A 17,159-nucleotide genomic window follows, 5' to 3' on the forward strand; every position below is an offset into this window, starting at 1 on the left:
TTTCCGGCTTCATGCGTCAAAATGTCAGTACAAGAATGATCGACACACTTGCCCCATCTGAGATGGTGCATCCTTTCGCAAAGGCGACCTCATCTACACATGAATACCTTCTCCTCGCTGCGCATGTTTCGCCTCCTCGCAGTCTGTGTTGTGCTCATCGCACTCGTTGCTTCTAGCTTCTCCGTCCCGGCCCTTTCACAGGAGGCCGTGAACCCCGGCATTCCGCAGCCTCGCACGCTGGAGGTGGTCAAGCGTGATGGGCGCACAATGGACACTGCCGCTGGATCCTGCTGGGAGATTAAGCAGAAGTTCCCCAGCCAGCCGAGTGGCTCCTATTGGCTTTTGACTCCGACCATGCAGGCTCCGCAGCAGTTCTATTGCGATCAGGACATGGACGGCGGCGGCTGGGTCCTCATCGGACAGGGACGTGAAGGCTGGGAGAAGTTCGCTGACGGAAAGGGCAACCCAGAAAGGCTCCTCTCCAGAGGCCGTAGCCCGGAGGATTTCTCGCCTGTCCAATTGCCATCCGCGACGATCGATGGGCTGCTGTCCGGTACAAACGTCAACCAGCTGCAGGAGGGGATGCGAGTGGTGCGGGCAACCGACACCACTGGTAACCGTTGGCAGGCACTCGATCTTCGTCCAACGAGGATGACGACGTGGTCGTGGGCATTGCCCACGGAAGATCCCGTGGCTGCCTACCGAATCAACAACGGAATTTGGCGTGCCGGCGGTCAGTTCCAGACGAGTTTCGGTTTTGATAGTTCGTGGAACCGAGTTGATCTATCGGTGACCGCGAACCGGGGATACAACTGGGGCTTCGGCTACGGCGTCAACGCCTACGGCGGAAACACTAGTGCAAACAACTTCCTGTGGTCTCAAAATGGGTACTCGCCGATACCCTTCGCGGAGCTGTATGTACGTCCGCGAATCTCCTCCGAGGAGAACTTCACCCGGATCGATGATGGCGGCACGCCGGCCTCTGAGCAGCGGGCCATGTCATCCAACTTCGCTTCTCCCACCAGCTGGGGTGTGAGCGGCAACCTCAATGGCCGCACGACCGAAGGTAATGCGACCGTCCAGGCCTTCGCGGAGATCGACGGCACGGTGTTCGTGGGTGGAAACTTCACTCACGCTGAGCAACGAAACGCCAGCCGGCTGGTGCCGCGCACGGCGCTAGCGGCCTTCGATTCGACCACGGGTGAACTGCGTGAGGGATTCAACGTCGAGTTTGATAATCAAGTGAAAGCCCTCCAAGCCTTGCCAGACGGGCGTTTGTTGGTCGGCGGTGACTTCAAAAACGTCAATGGCCAAAGCCACAGCGGCACGGTGGTCGTGGACCCCACCACCGGGGCGATCGACGAGAGTTGGACCCTGGACATCACCAGTCGACTGAGCTCGGGCATCGTTAGCGTCACGTCGCTTGCCTTGGGTGGGGAGTTCGTTTACATCGGCGGAAACTTCACCCACCTGTCATCTGCCACCGTGAGCACTTCCTATTCGCGCGCAGCGGCGCGCGTGCGTCTCGATGGCAGCCCCGACCGGTACTGGAACCCCGAGTTCAACGGCACTGTGGTCGACATTGATACCTCGTCCGCAGGGGATCGCTTTTACGCGGCGGGTTACTTTACTAAGTCGGCGAGCAACGTTGCCATGAAGGCGACGGTGTTGTCCACGGAACCAGGGGCGCTTCCGGCCACCAACTGGGTTTTCCAGGGCAGCGCTTCGGAACGAACCAACTACCAACAGGCAATCGAAGATACCGGGCAGCTGCTCTTTATCGGCGGGTCCGAGCATGCTTTGTTTGGCTATAACTCTGCCACCCTCGATAGGGTTTCGGGGTCGATCACCAAGCAGATTGGTGGAGATTTCCAGGCGATCGCTTCTGATGGAAGTGTCACCTATGCTGGCTGCCATTGCTCGCAGAACACCTACCAAGATGCCTATTACTGGCCGACCATGAACCGGGATTGGTCCCGTGTGGACAACATTCAGTGGGTTGGCGCCTGGGATGCCCAGACGGGTAAGCAACTAGGAGAATTCTCTCCGTACCTGCTCAAATCGAACAATGCCGGTGCGTGGAGTCTTTTCGTCGCCTCCGACGGTGCCCTGTGGGTTGGCGGCGACTTCGTCGGATCGAACACCTCGCTGGATAGGTCGCAATGGAACGGCGGCTGGGTGCGATACCCCGCCAGGGATGTCGTCGCACCTGAAACCCCGTCTCGAGTTTGGGCTGACGGCGGAAACGCCGACACAGTTAACATCCGCTGGAGTGGAGTCAGCGATAGCACCAGCTACGAGGTGCTTCGCGACGACCGGGTGGTGGCCACCGTCCCGAGCAATGGCAGCATTGCGGGTGGATCGGCCACCGTGCCCCGTGGCGGTGAGAACCGCTTCTTCGTCCGGGCGGTGGATGCCGCCGGGAACCGCTCGGCGTCGACAAGCGTGTTTAAGGCACCGGATGCAGGCGAAGTTGACCCAAGCTCCCCGATCCTCATTGATCAGGGTGCGACCTGGCATTATTCTTACGATCAGGGGACGCCCGCTACCGGCTGGAACGTGGAGTTGGGCTTTGATTCCTGGCCCGAAGGCGCTGTTCCCATCGGCTACGGTGCGACGGGTATGGCGACCACGCTGACTCCTCCTGCGGGCTCGACCCGCCCCATCACCGCCTGGTTCGCCCATGATTTTTCGGTCGCCGACCCGAAGGCTTTCACCACCGCCACCTTGGACTATGTCGCTGATGACGGCGCGGTGATTTACCTCAACGGCCAGGAAATTCACCGCACTCGAATGGCGGACGGGCCGGTCTATCCGGACACGCGCGCGCATGCGGCGATCTCGACGGGTGCAGCCCAGGCAGCTCGTACTCGTATTGAGATTCCTTCCTCCCTCCTCAAGACGGGAACAAACGTCCTCGCTGCTGAGACCCACCTCAACTATCGGACCAGCCCCAATATGTCCTTCGACGCGAATCTCATCATCACGGACTTCGCGCCGGCTCCCGAGGTCCCGGACCCCGTGGACCCCGTGGATCCCGAAGAACCGGAGGTTCCGGAACCAGCTACCTTCCGCATTGCGGAAGGTTCGGACTGGTACTACCGCTATGACCTGGCAGAACCCCCTGTCGGCTGGGATACGGACGCCGATGTGACTGCCTGGACGCAGGGGGCTGCCCCGCTTGGTTGGGGACACGCGGGCGTCGCCACGCTTATCGACGTCCCCGTGGCAGAGCGTGCACCTACCGCCTACTTCGTGCGGGATGTCGACATCGACACCTCAGCCCTCCCTGCGGGAGGATATCTGCAGATCACGGTCCGGGCTGACGATGGCGTCCTCGTTCGCATCAACGGTGAGGAAGTGGGGCGGAAGCGCCTCAAGGCGGGACCAATCACCCACAACACGTTTACGGAAGGCACCGTCAACACAGCGGCCGCCATTGCTGATCCACTCATCATCAGGATTCCGATCGCAGATCTTCAGCCCGGAACCAACCGCATTGCGGTGGAAACGCACCTGGGATACCGCTCCACCCCCTCGGTCACCTTCGAGCTGTCAGCGGAGGTAGTTGGCGAGTGAACACTGAAGCTACCGCTATGGCACACCGGGTTGCCCGGCCCGGAACGGTTGCTACCTGGTTAAACCACTGGTCCATCCAGCACGCCGACTGGGGAGCGCTCAGCCAGGTTAGCTGCATTGGGATCGACGGGACGCTCCTGCAACTGCTCATGCGAAGAGCGGGCTACGACTTGGGTAGGACATCGGCAGACCTCGTCCTGCCTATCCTCTTCCGCGACGTGCTTCCCGCGGACAGCGCCATTGCGCTCATCGGTGCCGCGCCGGGTGTTGCAGCGAAAGCCGCCGCCCGACTGGGTACGAGGCACCGGGTGCGCGCATGGGATGGGTACGAGCAACTCAGCTCGCTGCGTTTTAATCCCGAGGAATTGGAGGAATTTTCCCCCGATGTCATCGTGCTCGGACTTGGCGCTGGCCTGCAGGACGAGGTAGCCGTTGAGTTCCATCGTCGTTTCCCTGAGGCGGTCATCTGCACCTCAGGGGGCTGGATCGACCAATTCTCCCGCAAGGAACAGTACTTTCCGGCGTGGGTACATAAGTTCCGACTTGGGTGGCTGTGGAGGATTCTCCACGAGCCGCGCCGCCTGCTCCGCCGATACACTATCGACGCCGTGAGTATCCTGCTAAAGCAGCGCGAGTACGTGGGGAGGCTGCAGGCCCTGCGGGTCGAGCCCACCCCCATCTGCCTGGAAGTTAGAAGGCACCGTCCTTAGACAGCACGGCCTTGAAAGTCCGCAGCAGGATCTTAAGGTCGAGGCGGGGGCTGCAGTTTTCCGCGTAGTAAAGATCTAGGTACACGGAATCCTCCCAGGACAGATTGGATCGCCCCATCGTCTGCCAGAGACCGGTCAAACCGGGCTTGACCATGAACTTGCGGAGCACGTGCTTTTCATAGCCGGCCACCTCCTTCGGCAGAGGTGGGCGTGGTCCGATGAGCGTCATGTCGCCGCGGAAGGCGTTGAAGAGCTGCGGTAACTCGTCGAGGCTGTACTGCCGAAGGAACCCTCCGACCTTGGTGATTCGGGGATCGTCCTTCAACTTAAACAGGACTTTGTTGCCTGAATCTTGCGGCATCTCCATCCGCGCGAGCATGTCCTTGAGGGCTTCTTCCGCGTCGATCCGCATGGTGCGGAACTTGTACATGGTGAACTTCTTGCCATTCATGCCCACCCGCACCTGTGTAAAGAAGACCGGACCACCATCCCCCAGCTTGACGATGAGCGAGATCACCAGCAACAACGGGGTGAGGAGGAAGATGCCGAACCCGGCGAGGACGACATCCAACAAACGCTTGGTTTGGAAGTACCAGCCTGAGTATTGGGCAGGTGCCAGGTCAACGATCGTCGGTCCGATCCCGGCCTGGATCTGCATTCTCTGGGCCGCGACGCCGTGGACGGGCAAGAGGAAGGACATCTTCTTGTTCGCCGCTTCCAGAGCCCAGCGCAGAGATTGAATCTGCGTAAGGCTTAGACCCGAATTGGGGGACAACAGCAGCCCGCCCGCGTCACTATTACGTACTTCTTGGAGCACGTAATCGATTGGCGAAGGAGCGGCCAGTGCGGCAGGTGTGTAGATATGCCCGGAAATGTCCACATCGCCATGGAAAGAGCCCGTCAGCAAGGCGAGGGCGGGATCGTCCTTGCCATCTTCCCCCAGGACCACGTAGGTCTCCTTGTTCCCGGCCCGTTTGTTACTGATTCTGTGGGTTACCAGGCGAAACGCGAAGATTAGCAGAATTCCTAAGGGGAGGGTGAAGTAGAACAATGCCGGCGGGAGGGCATTGAGGAACACCACATCGACGATGGCGAAGGCGCCCAAGGTTATCAGTGAGGTGCGCGCAACTCTTTTGAAGGGCTCGAAGGCCGTCCGTGAAGTGCGGGGGGCGTAAGAACCTGTGATGGCCAGGGCAAACAGCCAGGCCACGAAAATGAATGACATGTGTGCCCACGGGGTGATCCGAGGAGTGCCAGCGGTCAGCTCGTTGAAGAACGAGGGGAAAATTGCGAGCAAGGCGATGGAAATCGCAAGTGTGTCGCCGGTGAAGACGGGCAAAGTTGAGCAGCGCTGTATTGCTCGGCGAGCGGACGTGAGGGAGGCCTCTGTTTGGGTACCGCCTTGGGCGTACATTTGCGAACTCTCCATCGGATTGACGCCTCCCAGTCGTGGAGGTAGGTCGGTTGTATATAACTTCTCTGGGAAGAAAGTTACCCGATGGCCCTCCGGGCAAGTACCCTCGGGGTCCTAAACATATACATAAGTGGGCATTCATTCTTGACAAGTCGGGTGCTCTTATGCTCGACCCCGTGAACTCTGATAGGCCAAGTGAATTATTCCTAGCCTTTACCCAGGAAAAAGTGTGCCCATGCTTAATTGTCGCGTGTTAGGTTTGGGGGCATCACAATAAAGAAAACGATGGTCAACATCGTCACGACTTAAAGGGCTAGGACGTTGAGCCCGCACAAACCTGGAGAAAGTTCTATGAGCCGCCGTGTCCTCATCCCGTCCATAGCGATCGGGGTCATCTTGATCGCCGGCCTCATCTTCTTTTTTCTCCCCAAGGGGCCAGCGGTGACGCTGGCGTCGCAGGACTATCGGGTGGCGAAGAAAGAAGACGTCGTCAGCCGAGTGATGGTGAGCGGCACGGTCGACCCCCTGCGCACCGTCGTGCTATCAACGCACCTGAGCGGCTCGGTGGAGCAACTGGATGTCAAGGTCGGGGACCGCGTCAATGCGGAGCAAGTCCTCGCCCACATCGATGTCTCCGCCCAACAACGGGAGTTGGACACGCAGCGTGCCCAGCAGGCGACGAGCGATGCCGCCGCGCTGACCCAGGTTGAACAGGCCCAGCAGCAGTATCAGCAGTACAAGACCGGGCTGGATGAGGGGCTGAACCAGCAGATCATCTCTGCCGAAGCCGCCCTGCGCACAGCGGATGGCCAGTACGTCGATTCCGTGGCTGCCTTCGACGCCAAAGCCAAGCATCGTGCCGATGGCACCGACACCGCCATTCGTGAGCAGGGCAACGCAGTGGAAAACTCCCGCACGCAACTCATCTCGGCGGCGTTGGATGCTGTACGCAGCGGCATCACCGCTGCCGATACCCTCGCAGGCTCCAAACCGGGCGGCACGGCAACTAGTCCCACGGATAACACTGGTGCAGCGGCCGGCACCGTGGTCTCGGCAATTGACTCCGTCAATCGCCTGCACGGCGCGGCCCAGGTCCTTGATCAGAATCAACGAGCCTACGAGGTAACTCTGGGCAACGTCGATACGGAGCTGGCCACCTCGCAGCGGGCCGTCGGGCAAGCCTTCGAGGCCAAAAAGGAGGCGGCCATCGCCCTCGAGTCGGCCCGCCTCGGGGCACAGCAGCAGTTGGATACCCATGCCTCTGCCGTCGATCAGGCGTGGCGCGGGGCACAGGCCGCCAAGGCCGCTTCCTCTCAGGGGAGTAACCAGCTGTTGGTGGACATCTCCAACCGGGAGGTGCGCACTCCCATGGGCGGCATCGTCACCTCCGTCGTTGCCGAAAAGGGAAAGCCGGCCGCCGGTACCTTGCTCACCGTCGCGGACGAGGGTGCCCTGATCATCAAAACTGAGGTCAAGGAAGTAGATGTCCCACAAGTCACGGTTGGAAAGCCGGTCACCTTCACTACTCCCACCACCGGGACAAAGGAGTTCCAAGGCAAGGTTCGCTTCGTCTCCCCGGTGGCCGCGACTCCGGGCGGCACCGCGGAAGGAGCCGTCAAGGACACCGCTAACCGTAAGGCCGCTTTCCCCGTGGAAATTGAGGTGACTGGCAAAACTGAAGGGCTGCGCATCGGCGGCTCCGCCAAGGCACAGATCATCACCGAACGCGAGACCGGAAAACTCGCCGTCCCCCGGGATGCCGTCATCGAGGAATCGGGCAAGAAGTACGTCCTCGTCCTCGCCGAGGACTCGGGCCAGTACGTCGTGGAGCGTCGCGAGGTCACCCTCGGCGCTTCCAACGAGATCGACGTGGCCGTCACCGGCGGGACCTTGAAGGAGGGCGAGCGGGTCATTAACCAGCCTTCCAACTACCTGCAGTACGAGGGGCAGAAGGTCGCGGTCAATGACGCAACTGAGTAGCGTCATCGCGCCGGAGCGCGTCATTGACATGCGGGGCATCGTCAAGACCTTCAACATTGGCACCCCGGCCGAACTAACGGTCCTGCACGGTTGCGATTTCTACACCGACCCAGGAGAGTTCGTCTCCGTCGTGGGTACTTCCGGCTCTGGAAAGTCCACGCTGATGAACATCATTGGCCTGCTCGACCGACCCACCGAAGGTTCCTACATTTTCAGCGGCACCGACGTGCTTGAGGCGGATGAAGATCGGTTGGCCCGCTACCGCAGCCAAAACATCGGATTCGTGTTTCAGAACTTCAACCTCATTGGCCGCATCGATGCGATTCGCAACGTCGCCATGCCGATGATGTACGCCGGGATGTCCGGGCGCGAAAGAAACCGCCGGGCCGAGGAACTGCTCGAGATGGTGGGCATGAAAGACCGCATGAACCACCTGCCCAACGAGCTTTCGGGCGGACAGAAACAGCGCGTCGCAATCGCCCGGGCGCTGGCGAACAACCCCGACCTCATTCTCGCGGATGAGCCCACGGGCGCCCTCGACTCCGCCACCGGGCGCATGGTCATGGACCTATTCCACGAGCTCAATCAGGAGCATGGCAAGACCATCGTCTTCATTACTCACAACCCGGAGCTGGCCCAAGAGACCAGCCGGGTAGTTACCATGCGCGATGGCGTCATCGTTGACACTGACGGAGGCCACTGACATGAGCTTGTGGGAATCCATCGGTCTGGCCATGACCAGCCTGCGCTCCAACAAGATGCGCTCGTTGCTCACCTTGTTGGGCGTCATCATTGGTATCGCTTCGGTGATCACCATCCTCACGTTGGGTCAGTCGCTGCGGGCGCAGACGCTGTCGAGTCTGGATCAAGCCGGCGCCAACGACTTCACCATTCAGGTGCAGCCGCGCCCCGCGCCGGGTGAGCCGGAGCAAGAAGAAACCAGCATGTACTACGGCAGTACCTCGCAGGATCCCGCCGACCGTATCAATGCGGAGATGGTTGAACAGCTCAAGGTCGCATTCCAAGATCGCATCAAGGGCGTGTCCATCGGCGATACCTCGTCCCATTCCGGTGATGCGAGCCGGGAGGGCCGGACCTCTCGGACCAGCCTCAAGGGCATCAACGCGGACTATCAAACGCTGAAAAACGTCAAGCTCAGTCAGGGACGGCTGCTGCGGGAGGAGGACATCACGGGCGATCGTCCCGTGGCGATCATCTCTCCCACCATGGTGAAAGACTTGTTCCAGGGCGATGAGCAAGCGGCGTTGGGTAAGGAGTTCGACTTCGAGACGGACAAGGGTTTTGCGTCTTTCGTCGTGGTCGGGGTGTACGAGGAACCCAAGAGCGGCGGAGTGGTATCCATGGGGTCGACCCCGTCAAGCCTGTACGTGCCGTACCTGGCCGAGGAACGAGTCTCGGATTTCAACGGCACCTGGGACAGCCTCAGCGTGCGGGTGAATGCGGGTGGAAATGCCGACACCATCAAGCAGGACTTGCAGACCTTTGTCAACCGCTGGTACGAGGACAACACGGCCTACCAGGCCAAGGTCACCGATATGAAGAAAGAGCTGGAGCAGTTCAACACCATGCTCAGCACCATGAGTATCGCGCTCTCCGCGATCGCGGGCATTTCACTGCTGGTCGGAGGTATCGGGGTTATGAACATCATGCTCATCACCGTCACCGAACGCACAAGGGAGATCGGTGTGCGTAAGGCGTTGGGAGCTACTCGACGCCACATCCGCACCCAGTTCGTTGTCGAGTCCATGATCGTGTGCCTCATTGGCGGACTGATCGGCATCGTGTTGGGTGGAACGTTTGGCATGGTCGGCGCGAAGCTGTTGGGTACCTTCGTCTACCCGCCCATTAGCGGCGTCTTCATCTCCTTGTTCTTCTCCCTGGGCATCGGCCTATTCTTCGGCTACTACCCGGCGAATAAGGCAGCCAAGCTCGATCCGATCGAGGCACTGCGCTACGAATAACCAGCAGTTTTGATCGCGGAAAGGAACTCCCCATAGCGCTGGCGAATGTCCAGCAGCGGGGTTTGAACTTCCTGGGTGGATATCTGCGCCACTTCCCGACGCAGGGCCTTGCGGGTGCGTCGCTTCACTCCGCCGCCGATGGCCAAGCCAAAAACGGAGGTAAAGAGCCCCAGCACTATCCCGAGCAAGATCCCACCCAGAATGAGGAGGGTGGGGATCGGCCAGCCTTCGACTTCGGGGATGATCTCGTCCATGAGTGGGTACAGGGCACCGGGGAGGAAAGCAGCCAGGAGATACCAGCCGACCCCGACCAGGGCGCCGAGGAGTGCCAGCCACTGCAGGACGGTGAACACGCCCCAAGCACCCGAGGGTTGGGCGGGCAGTTTGGTGCGGGCGGCGGCGCGATCGAGCTTTTCAGGTAGCTCGTCAATGATCGTCTCGGTGCGGTCGACGATAGCCCCGGCCCAGCTTTCCGGCAGACCCTCGGCGGCGGCGGCCGCGTAGCCGCGCACTCCGCGATTAGCCACAGCTCGGCCGGAAGCCTCGAGGCTGGGCAGGGATGTGCGATGCACCCCGGTGTCGTCTGCTTCCTCGCGGAGACCAAGCCGCCGCAGGGGATCTGGGCGCAATCGCAGCAGCCAGGACGTCAGCAGCCATCCGGTCTTTTGGCCGAGCCGCTTGCGGTAGGCGGCGGCGGTGACGGCGGCGAGCTGCTCGGTGCCGGCGGCGTCGGAAAGCAGGGTGTCCAGCTCGCGTTTCGCGGAATCCGGCACCTTCTTCAGCCCTGGGGCATTCGCCCACGGGCTTATCGACGTCGAGATATCCGCCTCAATGCGCGCCTGTTGCGCGGTGCGGCGGGAAGCGACGCGGGCGATAGCCTGCCGTAAGTCATCGACCCCGAGGCCGGTGCGAGCGGAGGTGGCGATAACCGAGACCTTTTTTAGTCCATCATCGGCGAGCAATTGCTGCAGCGACGAAGCCACGCGGCGGCGGTCATCGGGATTCAGTTTGTCTGATTTGTTCAACACGGCCAATGTCACCGAGCTGTGGGAGGCGTGTGGGCGGATGAAATGGTCATGGATGATCGAATCGGCGTACTTCTCCGGGTCGGTGACCCACACGAGCACATCGACCTGCCCCGCCAACCGCGTGGCGATCTCCCGGTGCCGTGGCTCAACCGAGTCGAAATCGGGCAGGTCAAGCAGGATGAGTCCGCCCGCTCCAGGGCTGAACTCGCCGGGACGGTTGCGCCGGTCCTCTACGGCCAACCAATCGAGGAGTTCCTCCGAACCCTCGGGTTGCCACACCGCGGCTAGGGGAGAAGACGTGGTGGGGCGGCGGGCAGCGGTGACACCCAGGTCCTCGCCGACAACAGCGTTGAACAGCGACGTCTTGCCGGAACCAGTCGCACCGAAGAAGCCCACCACCGTGTGATCGCCCGAGAGCGCGCGCCGCTCGGCGGCTGCGGCGGAGATGCGGGTGAGGGATTCGTGCTCTGCGGGGGAGAGGTACGGTGCGCCGAGGGCGGCGGCGTTTGCGAGGGCGTCGAGACGCTGGTTGAGAGTGCTCTTCTTTTTAAACACGACCTTCATCCCCCGTCCGCCTGCGAACGTCGCTCTGGGCCGCGTGGGCGGCATCGCGAAGCTCATCCGACGTTGCCCCGGCGGTCAACTGCGACGTGACCTCGTCGTAGCGGGCCCGCTCGGCGGCCATGAGGACATCGATGCGATCGTTGAGGTCCTCGCGGGCCCGCTTGGCCATCCGGCGCACATTATCCTCACCGAAGACCGTCTCCAGCATTTTCTGTCCCACCACCGCGGAACCGCCCGCAATCGCGATCTCCCCGCCGGTCAGGCCCGCCGTTGAGGCGAACACCACCAACATGAGCGCAACGGTGATGACGTTGAGGCTCAACGACATAATCCGCGCTTTCATCCGCTTATCCCCAGCATTGTCCTGGATGTAGCTGACCAACCCGGCCTGCCACTCCCGCACTAGCTCGGCAGCCTGGTCGTTGATATCCGGGCTGGCGGCGGCCAACCCCGGGGACGATGCCGCCCGCAACTCAGGCGCGACGGAGCCGAGGTGGGACCACGACCGCACCGCGGCGGTTTCGGCCGAATCGACCACCACCGCGTGCAACCCGGCCTCGATCTCCTTCTCCACCTCACGGATCGGCGCCGGCCGACCAGTGAAGAAGCTTCCCACCCGATCCACCGCCATCGAATACCAGCGCTCAATAGTGCGGAACGCATCCGAGGTGCCGACGAAATCCTGCCAGCGCTGCACCACCTCCTGTCGCAGGAGATTGCCATCGCTCGTGGCATCAATCACCTGCTCCACCGCGCGTTGATAATTGCCATCGAACACCCCGGCCAGCTGCTCACCGAACTCTTCCTGGCGCTGTCGTTTTGAAGCCAGCTCCTCCACGCGCATTCCCACCCGATTGACCGCGCCCAGCACCGTCTTGCCAGCCATGGCGCGCCGGGCAGCGGCATCCGCCGCCAACTCATGCAAATGCTTGCTTATTTGCGTCACCAGTTCCCCCGGCAGCAGTCCCTCCACCGGCCCAGCATCCGGCACCGTGTACAAGGTCGCGCGGCCCAGACCTGCCTCGCTCATCATGCGCCGCAGATCCACGGGAACCGAATCCTCATCCACACGATTGAGGATCACAATGACCTCAATATCGCGGCCCGCCGCCTCATGCAGGAAGTTCCACACCAACTGATCCGCATAGCGCGACGGCGTGGTCACAAACACCCACAAGTCCGCCGCCGCCAGCAGCTGGGACGCGAGCGCCCGGTTACGGTCATCGATGGAATCGAAATCGGGGGCGTCGAGAAGCGCCAACCCCGGGCTGATGGCATCGGTCGACACCGTCCGCAGCGACGTCGCAGTCGGATTTGCCCCCGGTTCGCCCTGCTCGCGCGCCAACCCCGGGAGCACCCGGTTCGAGTTGAACCAGGCGGAATCCGCCGGATTTGCCACCAACACCGGCTGCCGAGTCGTTGGGCGAATTACTCCCGCCTGGCTCACCTGCTTGCCGACGATCGCGTTCACCAACGTCGACTTGCCACTCCCGGTCGAGCCGCCCACCACCGCCAACAACGGCGCATCAATGTTGGCCAGGCGCGGCAGAATATAGTCGTCGATTTGGTCGATGACCGCCCTCGCCTCGGCCTCTGCGGAGGCATCGACGGCGAAGGTCGCGTCTGCCACTGTCTCACGCAGGTGGACTACAGAATCCAACGATGAGTTGTTCACCCATTCATTGTGGCAGACTCCCTGCGAAAGAGTTTGGAATCGAAGCGGCGACTGTGGTTGAATACTCGGGTTGACCGAGTTGGTCGGTGCCGCATGCATTTCCGAATGCGACGCCGAGACCCTTCGACCACCCGGTGGGGTGCGTTCGTCGATAAGCAAGGAAAACAGCAAGACAATAGACCAGGTGCGTGCAAGGCCGGAAATCTTCGCGCACATTAATCCAGGTCAGGAGACCAAAGTGATTCAGCAGGAATCGCGTCTGAAGATCGCCGATAACACCGGCGCCAGGGAAATCCTGTGCATCCGTGTGCTCGGCGGCTCGACCCGACGCTTTGCCGGAATCGGTGACGTCATCGTCGCCACCGTCAAGGAGGCAACTCCCGGTGGCAACGTCAAGGCTGGCGAAATCGTCAAGGCCGTCATCGTTCGTACCAAGAAGGAAACCCGTCGCGCAGACGGCTCCTACATCCGCTTCGACGAGAACGCGGCTGTCATCATCAAGACCGACAACGAGCCGCGCGGAACCCGCATCTTCGGCCCAGTTGCTCGTGAGCTTCGCGAGAAGAAGTTCATGAAGATCGTGTCGCTTGCACCGGAGGTGATTTAGTTGAAGATCCACAAGGGCGATATGGTCCTCGTCATCTCTGGCCCCGACAAGGGCGCCAAGGGCAAGGTCATTCAGGCTTTCCCGAAGAAGGAAAAGGTCCTCGTTGAGGGCGTCAACCGCATCAAGAAGCACGTCGCCAACTCCGCACCGGAGCGCGGCGCTGAGTCCGGCGGAATTGTTACCCAGGAAGCACCGATCCACGTCTCCAACGTGATGGTCCTGGACTCCGACGGCAACCCGACCCGCGTCGGTTACCGCTTCGACGAGAACGGCAAGAAAGTCCGTATCTCGCGTCGTAACGGGAAGGACATCTAAGCATGAGCGAGAACTACACCCCGCGTCTGAAGACTCGCTACCGCGAGGAAATCCGCACCAAGCTCAACGATGAGTTCTCCTACGAGAACGTCATGCAGATCCCCGGCGTCACCAAGGTTGTCGTCAACATGGGCGTCGGCGAGGCAGCTCGCGACTCCAAGCTGATCAACGGTGCTCTCGAGGACCTCACCCTCATCACCGGCCAGAAGCCGCAGCTGCGTCGCGCCAAGAAGTCCATCGCGAACTTCAAGCTCCGCGAAGGTATGCCCATCGGCGCCCGCGTCACCCTCCGTGGCGACCGCATGTGGGAGTTCCTCGACCGTCTCCTGACCGTCGCCCTCCCCCGTATCCGCGACTTCCGCGGTCTGTCTGACCAGCAGTTCGACGGCCACGGCAACTACACCTTCGGCCTCAACGAGCAGACCATGTTCTACGAGATCGATGTCGACAAGGTCGATCGCCCCCGCGGCATGGACATCACTGTCGTCACCACCGCCTCCAACAACGACGAAGGTCGTGCCCTGCTCCGCGAGCTCGGCTTCCCCTTCAAGAAGTAGGCAGTTCGGTCTGAAACGCCCTCATTGTTCCCCGGTTGGGGGGACGGTGGGGGCGTTTTCTGCTGCTTGGGTTGTGATCGCGACGGGCTGATCGCGACTTTTAGGCTGTTTTGCGGTGTGCGGGGTTGCGCGACCTGGGGGTTTGGGTGCTGGGGTTGGTTCGGGTCGTGAGCAGGGGGTCGGGATCGGGCGTGATCGCGACGGGAAGGCCTCTAGGCGAGGGGCATCCTGGTGTTTTGCACGCCGGGGCGGGGTTCAGGTCGCGATCAGGATGTCGGGAGCACTCACTTAGGATGAAGGCCATGTATCCCGAATTTCTGGCGGTCGGATTTGATCAGCAACCTGGTGAGATTTCAGACTTGGTGTTTGATCAAGAGCTGATGGGGGAGGAGGACTGCGGTGATGGCTACCAATTGTGCGCGGTCTACGTGGATCCTTCGGGCGCCCGAATCAGCGTGGGTCTGCGTGATAGCAAGCCGTACCTGCATGCGGGGGTCTCTGGTCCGGTGAGTGAAGCTGCCGAGGTGACGCGCTTAAGTGATACAACCGCGCGGGTGGATATGGGCGATGCCATGGTGTTGGCCAATGTGGAGTTCCCAGCGAAATACGCTAGCGATGAACCGCATCATGCGCAGGAGCTGCGCCTCAGTGCGGTAGGTGTGGAGGACCTTCGGGTGTATCCCACGGAAGAGGCATATCTGGCGGAGGATGATTCCGCCGCCGTCGGGCAGTTGATTTCGCCTGGCTTGATCTCGCTTCAGGGTGGTGTCCAGCAACCGAATGCCGTCGCATTTCTGTCCGGGCGATGCCGTCAGGTTGAGCTGCGCGCCAATGCACTGACGGGGAAGAGCTTTTGGTATCTGCTCATCGATACGAAGGTGCCAATCGCGGTGGCCTTGCCCGAGGGTGTGAAGCCGGCGCCGGCTGTGGGGTCGGTTGTGGCGGGGACGGTGCTTCTCTATGCCTCGGAGATGAGTTCGCCCGCGTAGAGGTTGAAGCGATTGCCGCGGGTGAAGCCGGTCAGCGCCAAACCGGCGGATCGGGCGAGGTCCACGGCGAGGGAGCTGGCAGCTGAGACGGCGACGAGCGCTCCGAACCCAGCCATGACGGCTTTCTGGGCCAGTTCGAAGGACGCACGCGAGCTCATGACCAGGATGAGGTCATCAGCGGGGAGTAGGCCCTGGAGAAGAAGATGGCCGATTACTTTGTCGGCGGCATTGTGACGGCCGATGTCCTCGCGGGCTACGATGAGCTCGCCGTCCCTTGTAAACGCACCCGCGGCGTGGATTCCGCCGGTACGGCGGAATTGCTGCTGCTGATCCCGCAACAGGTCGGGAAGCTGGACCACGACGGCGGGGTCGAGGGGAAATCGGCGCGGGGGAGCGGCGACCTTGCCCAGAATTTGTTCGATGGAGGAAGATCCGCAGACCCCGCAGGCAGAGGTGGTCGTCGATAAGCGAAATGATTCGAGGCCGGGAGCACGAACGCTGGAGGCGAGATCGACCTCGATGACGTTGTAGGTGTTGGCGCCATCGGGGCCGGTGGCACCGGCACAGTAACGGGCGGTGGCGACGTCAGAGGCGGAACGGATGATGCCTTCTCCGTAAAGGAAACCGTGTACCATCTCGATGTCGTGGCCAGGTGTGCGCATCGTGGTATTGAGTATGGGGCCGCCGACGCGAAGCTCGAGAGGTTCCTCGGCGGTGACGTAGTCAGCCCGGGTGTCGGTGTCAACTCCATCAGGCCCGACGGAGACACGGGTGACAGCGAAGGTCCGGTTAAGCCTTCCCACTATGACCGTTCCTGCAGCATCATCTGGAGAGCGTGCGCCTGGGACTTCGTGAGGGTCACGGTCTCCTCGGGGTCGGAGGTCGCTCGTCCGACGGACAATCCGAGCAGGAAAGCGGTGACCGGGGCGGCGGGCCGGGAGGGGCCATGGGCGACGTCGCGGGTGAGATCGAGAATGTCGCGCATGAGGTCATTGACCAGGGAAAGTTCTAGGTCGAGGGAGGTCGCTGCCGCAATTAGCCAGGAGTGTGCGGAGGCGAGATTCTCTTCTTTGTGCGCGTTCATTCTGACCATTCTAGGAGGGATTTTGAGCTGGGGGTCTGGACGGGTACCCTGGCTTGTCGGACTCGTGTGCCTTGAGAAAGGTGCACGTAACCGCCAAGAACTAAATCATTCAACTTTGTTGTAGGCCCCCCGCCAACATGGCGACCGGGTGGAAGTGGCAGCGAGCGCCCCAGGCTATTGAGTTTGGGGAGCGTGAAGTGGCCCGACGGAATACCCGGCAAACGACCACGGTGGGTAGGGAACCGCAGCGAGAAAGGTACCGGTCACCTAACATGACCATGACTGATCCTATCGCCGACATGCTGTCGCGCGTGCGCAATGCAAACCATGCGCACCACGACACCGTGTCGATGCCGTCTTCCAAGCTGAAGATCAACATCGCGGAGATCCTCAAGCAGGAGGGCTACATTGCTGGCTACTCCGTCGAGGATGCTCGGGTCGGCAAGACCCTCTCCCTCGAGCTGAAGTACAGCCCGTCTCGTGAGCGCTCCATCGCTGGTCTGCGCCGCGTGTCCAAGCCGGGTCTGCGCGTGTACGCCAAGTCCACCAATCTGCCGCAGGTCCTCGGGGGCCTGGGCGTGGCTATCATTTCCACGTCCCAGGGTCTGCTGACCGACCGTCAGGCAACCGAGAAGGGCGTAGGCGGAGAAGTCCTCGCCTACGTCTGGTAAAGGG

The 17,159-nt window shown here is 61.4% G+C and carries 15 protein-coding genes; 10 read left to right on the forward strand and 5 right to left on the reverse strand.

Annotated elements, in window-relative coordinates; all coding sequences use genetic code 11:
• Positions 1–99: 99 nt before the first annotated feature.
• Both CATRI_RS02075 and CATRI_RS02080 read left to right on the forward strand, forming a co-directional pair.
• Complete coding sequence (locus CATRI_RS02075) at positions 100–3,579, forward strand: fibrinogen-like YCDxxxxGGGW domain-containing protein (RefSeq protein ID WP_290219255.1); 3,480 nt, start codon at positions 100–102, stop codon at positions 3,577–3,579.
• Complete coding sequence (locus tag CATRI_RS02080) at positions 3,576–4,289, forward strand: WecB/TagA/CpsF family glycosyltransferase (protein WP_290219257.1); 714 nt, start codon at positions 3,576–3,578, stop codon at positions 4,287–4,289. Before CATRI_RS02075 ends, CATRI_RS02080 begins: the two co-directional genes overlap by 4 nt.
• Here CATRI_RS02080 and CATRI_RS02085 read toward each other — a convergent pair.
• Positions 4,270–5,718 carry a sugar transferase gene (locus tag CATRI_RS02085; RefSeq protein WP_290219260.1) on the reverse strand — a complete coding sequence of 483 codons (1,449 nt, stop codon included), beginning with the start codon at positions 5,716–5,718 and terminating at the stop codon, positions 4,270–4,272. The genes CATRI_RS02080 and CATRI_RS02085 overlap by 20 nt on opposite strands.
• 336 nt (positions 5,719–6,054) lie before the next feature.
• On the opposite strand from CATRI_RS02085, the gene CATRI_RS02090 reads away from it, so the two are divergent.
• The 3 genes from CATRI_RS02090 to CATRI_RS02100 are packed head-to-tail and all read left to right on the forward strand — an operon-like array spanning position 6,055 to position 9,665.
• A complete protein-coding gene (locus CATRI_RS02090; protein WP_290219262.1) occupies positions 6,055–7,683 on the forward strand; it encodes a permuted SH3 domain-containing protein in 1,629 nt (542 codons plus the stop codon).
• Entirely contained in the window at positions 7,667–8,386 is a 720-nt protein-coding gene (locus CATRI_RS02095; RefSeq protein ID WP_290219264.1) for an ABC transporter ATP-binding protein, read from the forward strand. The genes CATRI_RS02090 and CATRI_RS02095 overlap by 17 nt, the downstream gene beginning before the upstream one ends.
• A gap of 1 nt (position 8,387) precedes the next feature.
• A complete protein-coding gene (locus tag CATRI_RS02100; protein WP_290219265.1) occupies positions 8,388–9,665 on the forward strand; it encodes an ABC transporter permease in 1,278 nt (425 codons plus the stop codon).
• Here the strand turns inward: CATRI_RS02100 and CATRI_RS02105 are convergent.
• Together CATRI_RS02105 and CATRI_RS02110 are read right to left on the reverse strand one after the other, a co-directional pair.
• Positions 9,656–11,248 carry a GTPase family protein gene (locus tag CATRI_RS02105; RefSeq protein WP_290219266.1) on the reverse strand — a complete coding sequence of 531 codons (1,593 nt, stop codon included), beginning with the start codon at positions 11,246–11,248 and terminating at the stop codon, positions 9,656–9,658. The genes CATRI_RS02100 and CATRI_RS02105 overlap by 10 nt on opposite strands.
• Positions 11,241–12,932 carry a dynamin family protein gene (locus CATRI_RS02110; protein ID WP_290219268.1) on the reverse strand — a complete coding sequence of 564 codons (1,692 nt, stop codon included), beginning with the start codon at positions 12,930–12,932 and terminating at the stop codon, positions 11,241–11,243. The genes CATRI_RS02105 and CATRI_RS02110 overlap by 8 nt, the downstream gene beginning before the upstream one ends.
• Positions 12,933–13,170: 238 nt before the next feature.
• Between CATRI_RS02110 and rplN the strand changes: the two genes are divergently transcribed.
• The 4 genes from rplN (at position 13,171) to CATRI_RS02130 (ending at position 15,400) form a co-directional block, all read left to right on the forward strand.
• Positions 13,171–13,539, forward strand: a complete 369-nt coding sequence (rplN, locus tag CATRI_RS02115) for a 50S ribosomal protein L14 (protein WP_047252336.1) — start codon at positions 13,171–13,173, stop codon at positions 13,537–13,539.
• Positions 13,540–13,854 (forward strand): 50S ribosomal protein L24, encoded by a 315-nt coding sequence (gene rplX / locus CATRI_RS02120; protein WP_047252337.1) that lies wholly within the window; start codon positions 13,540–13,542, stop codon positions 13,852–13,854. It abuts the gene before it with no gap.
• A 2-nt stretch (positions 13,855–13,856) separates the two neighbouring features.
• Positions 13,857–14,411, forward strand: a complete 555-nt coding sequence (rplE, locus tag CATRI_RS02125; RefSeq protein ID WP_047252338.1) for a 50S ribosomal protein L5 — start codon at positions 13,857–13,859, stop codon at positions 14,409–14,411.
• A gap of 302 nt (positions 14,412–14,713) precedes the next feature.
• On the forward strand, positions 14,714–15,400 hold the full coding sequence (locus CATRI_RS02130; protein WP_290219270.1) for a hypothetical protein: 687 nt from the start codon (positions 14,714–14,716) through the stop codon (positions 15,398–15,400).
• On the opposite strand, the gene fdhD is transcribed toward CATRI_RS02130, so the two are convergent.
• Both fdhD and CATRI_RS02140 read right to left on the reverse strand, forming a co-directional pair.
• Positions 15,370–16,206, reverse strand: coding sequence for a formate dehydrogenase accessory sulfurtransferase FdhD (gene fdhD, locus CATRI_RS02135; RefSeq protein WP_290220914.1), 837 nt, complete (start codon positions 16,204–16,206; stop codon positions 15,370–15,372). The genes CATRI_RS02130 and fdhD overlap by 31 nt on opposite strands.
• Positions 16,203–16,484 carry a DUF6457 domain-containing protein gene (locus CATRI_RS02140; protein ID WP_290219271.1) on the reverse strand — a complete coding sequence of 94 codons (282 nt, stop codon included), beginning with the start codon at positions 16,482–16,484 and terminating at the stop codon, positions 16,203–16,205. The genes fdhD and CATRI_RS02140 overlap by 4 nt, the downstream gene beginning before the upstream one ends.
• 272 nt (positions 16,485–16,756) lie before the next feature.
• Between CATRI_RS02140 and rpsH the strand changes: the two genes are divergently transcribed.
• Positions 16,757–17,155, forward strand: a complete 399-nt coding sequence (rpsH, locus tag CATRI_RS02145) for a 30S ribosomal protein S8 (protein ID WP_290219272.1) — start codon at positions 16,757–16,759, stop codon at positions 17,153–17,155.
• Positions 17,156–17,159 lie beyond the last annotated feature (4 nt).

This window comes from Corynebacterium atrinae (genome assembly GCF_030408455.1).
Classification (GTDB): Bacteria; Actinomycetota; Actinomycetes; order Mycobacteriales; family Mycobacteriaceae; genus Corynebacterium; species Corynebacterium atrinae.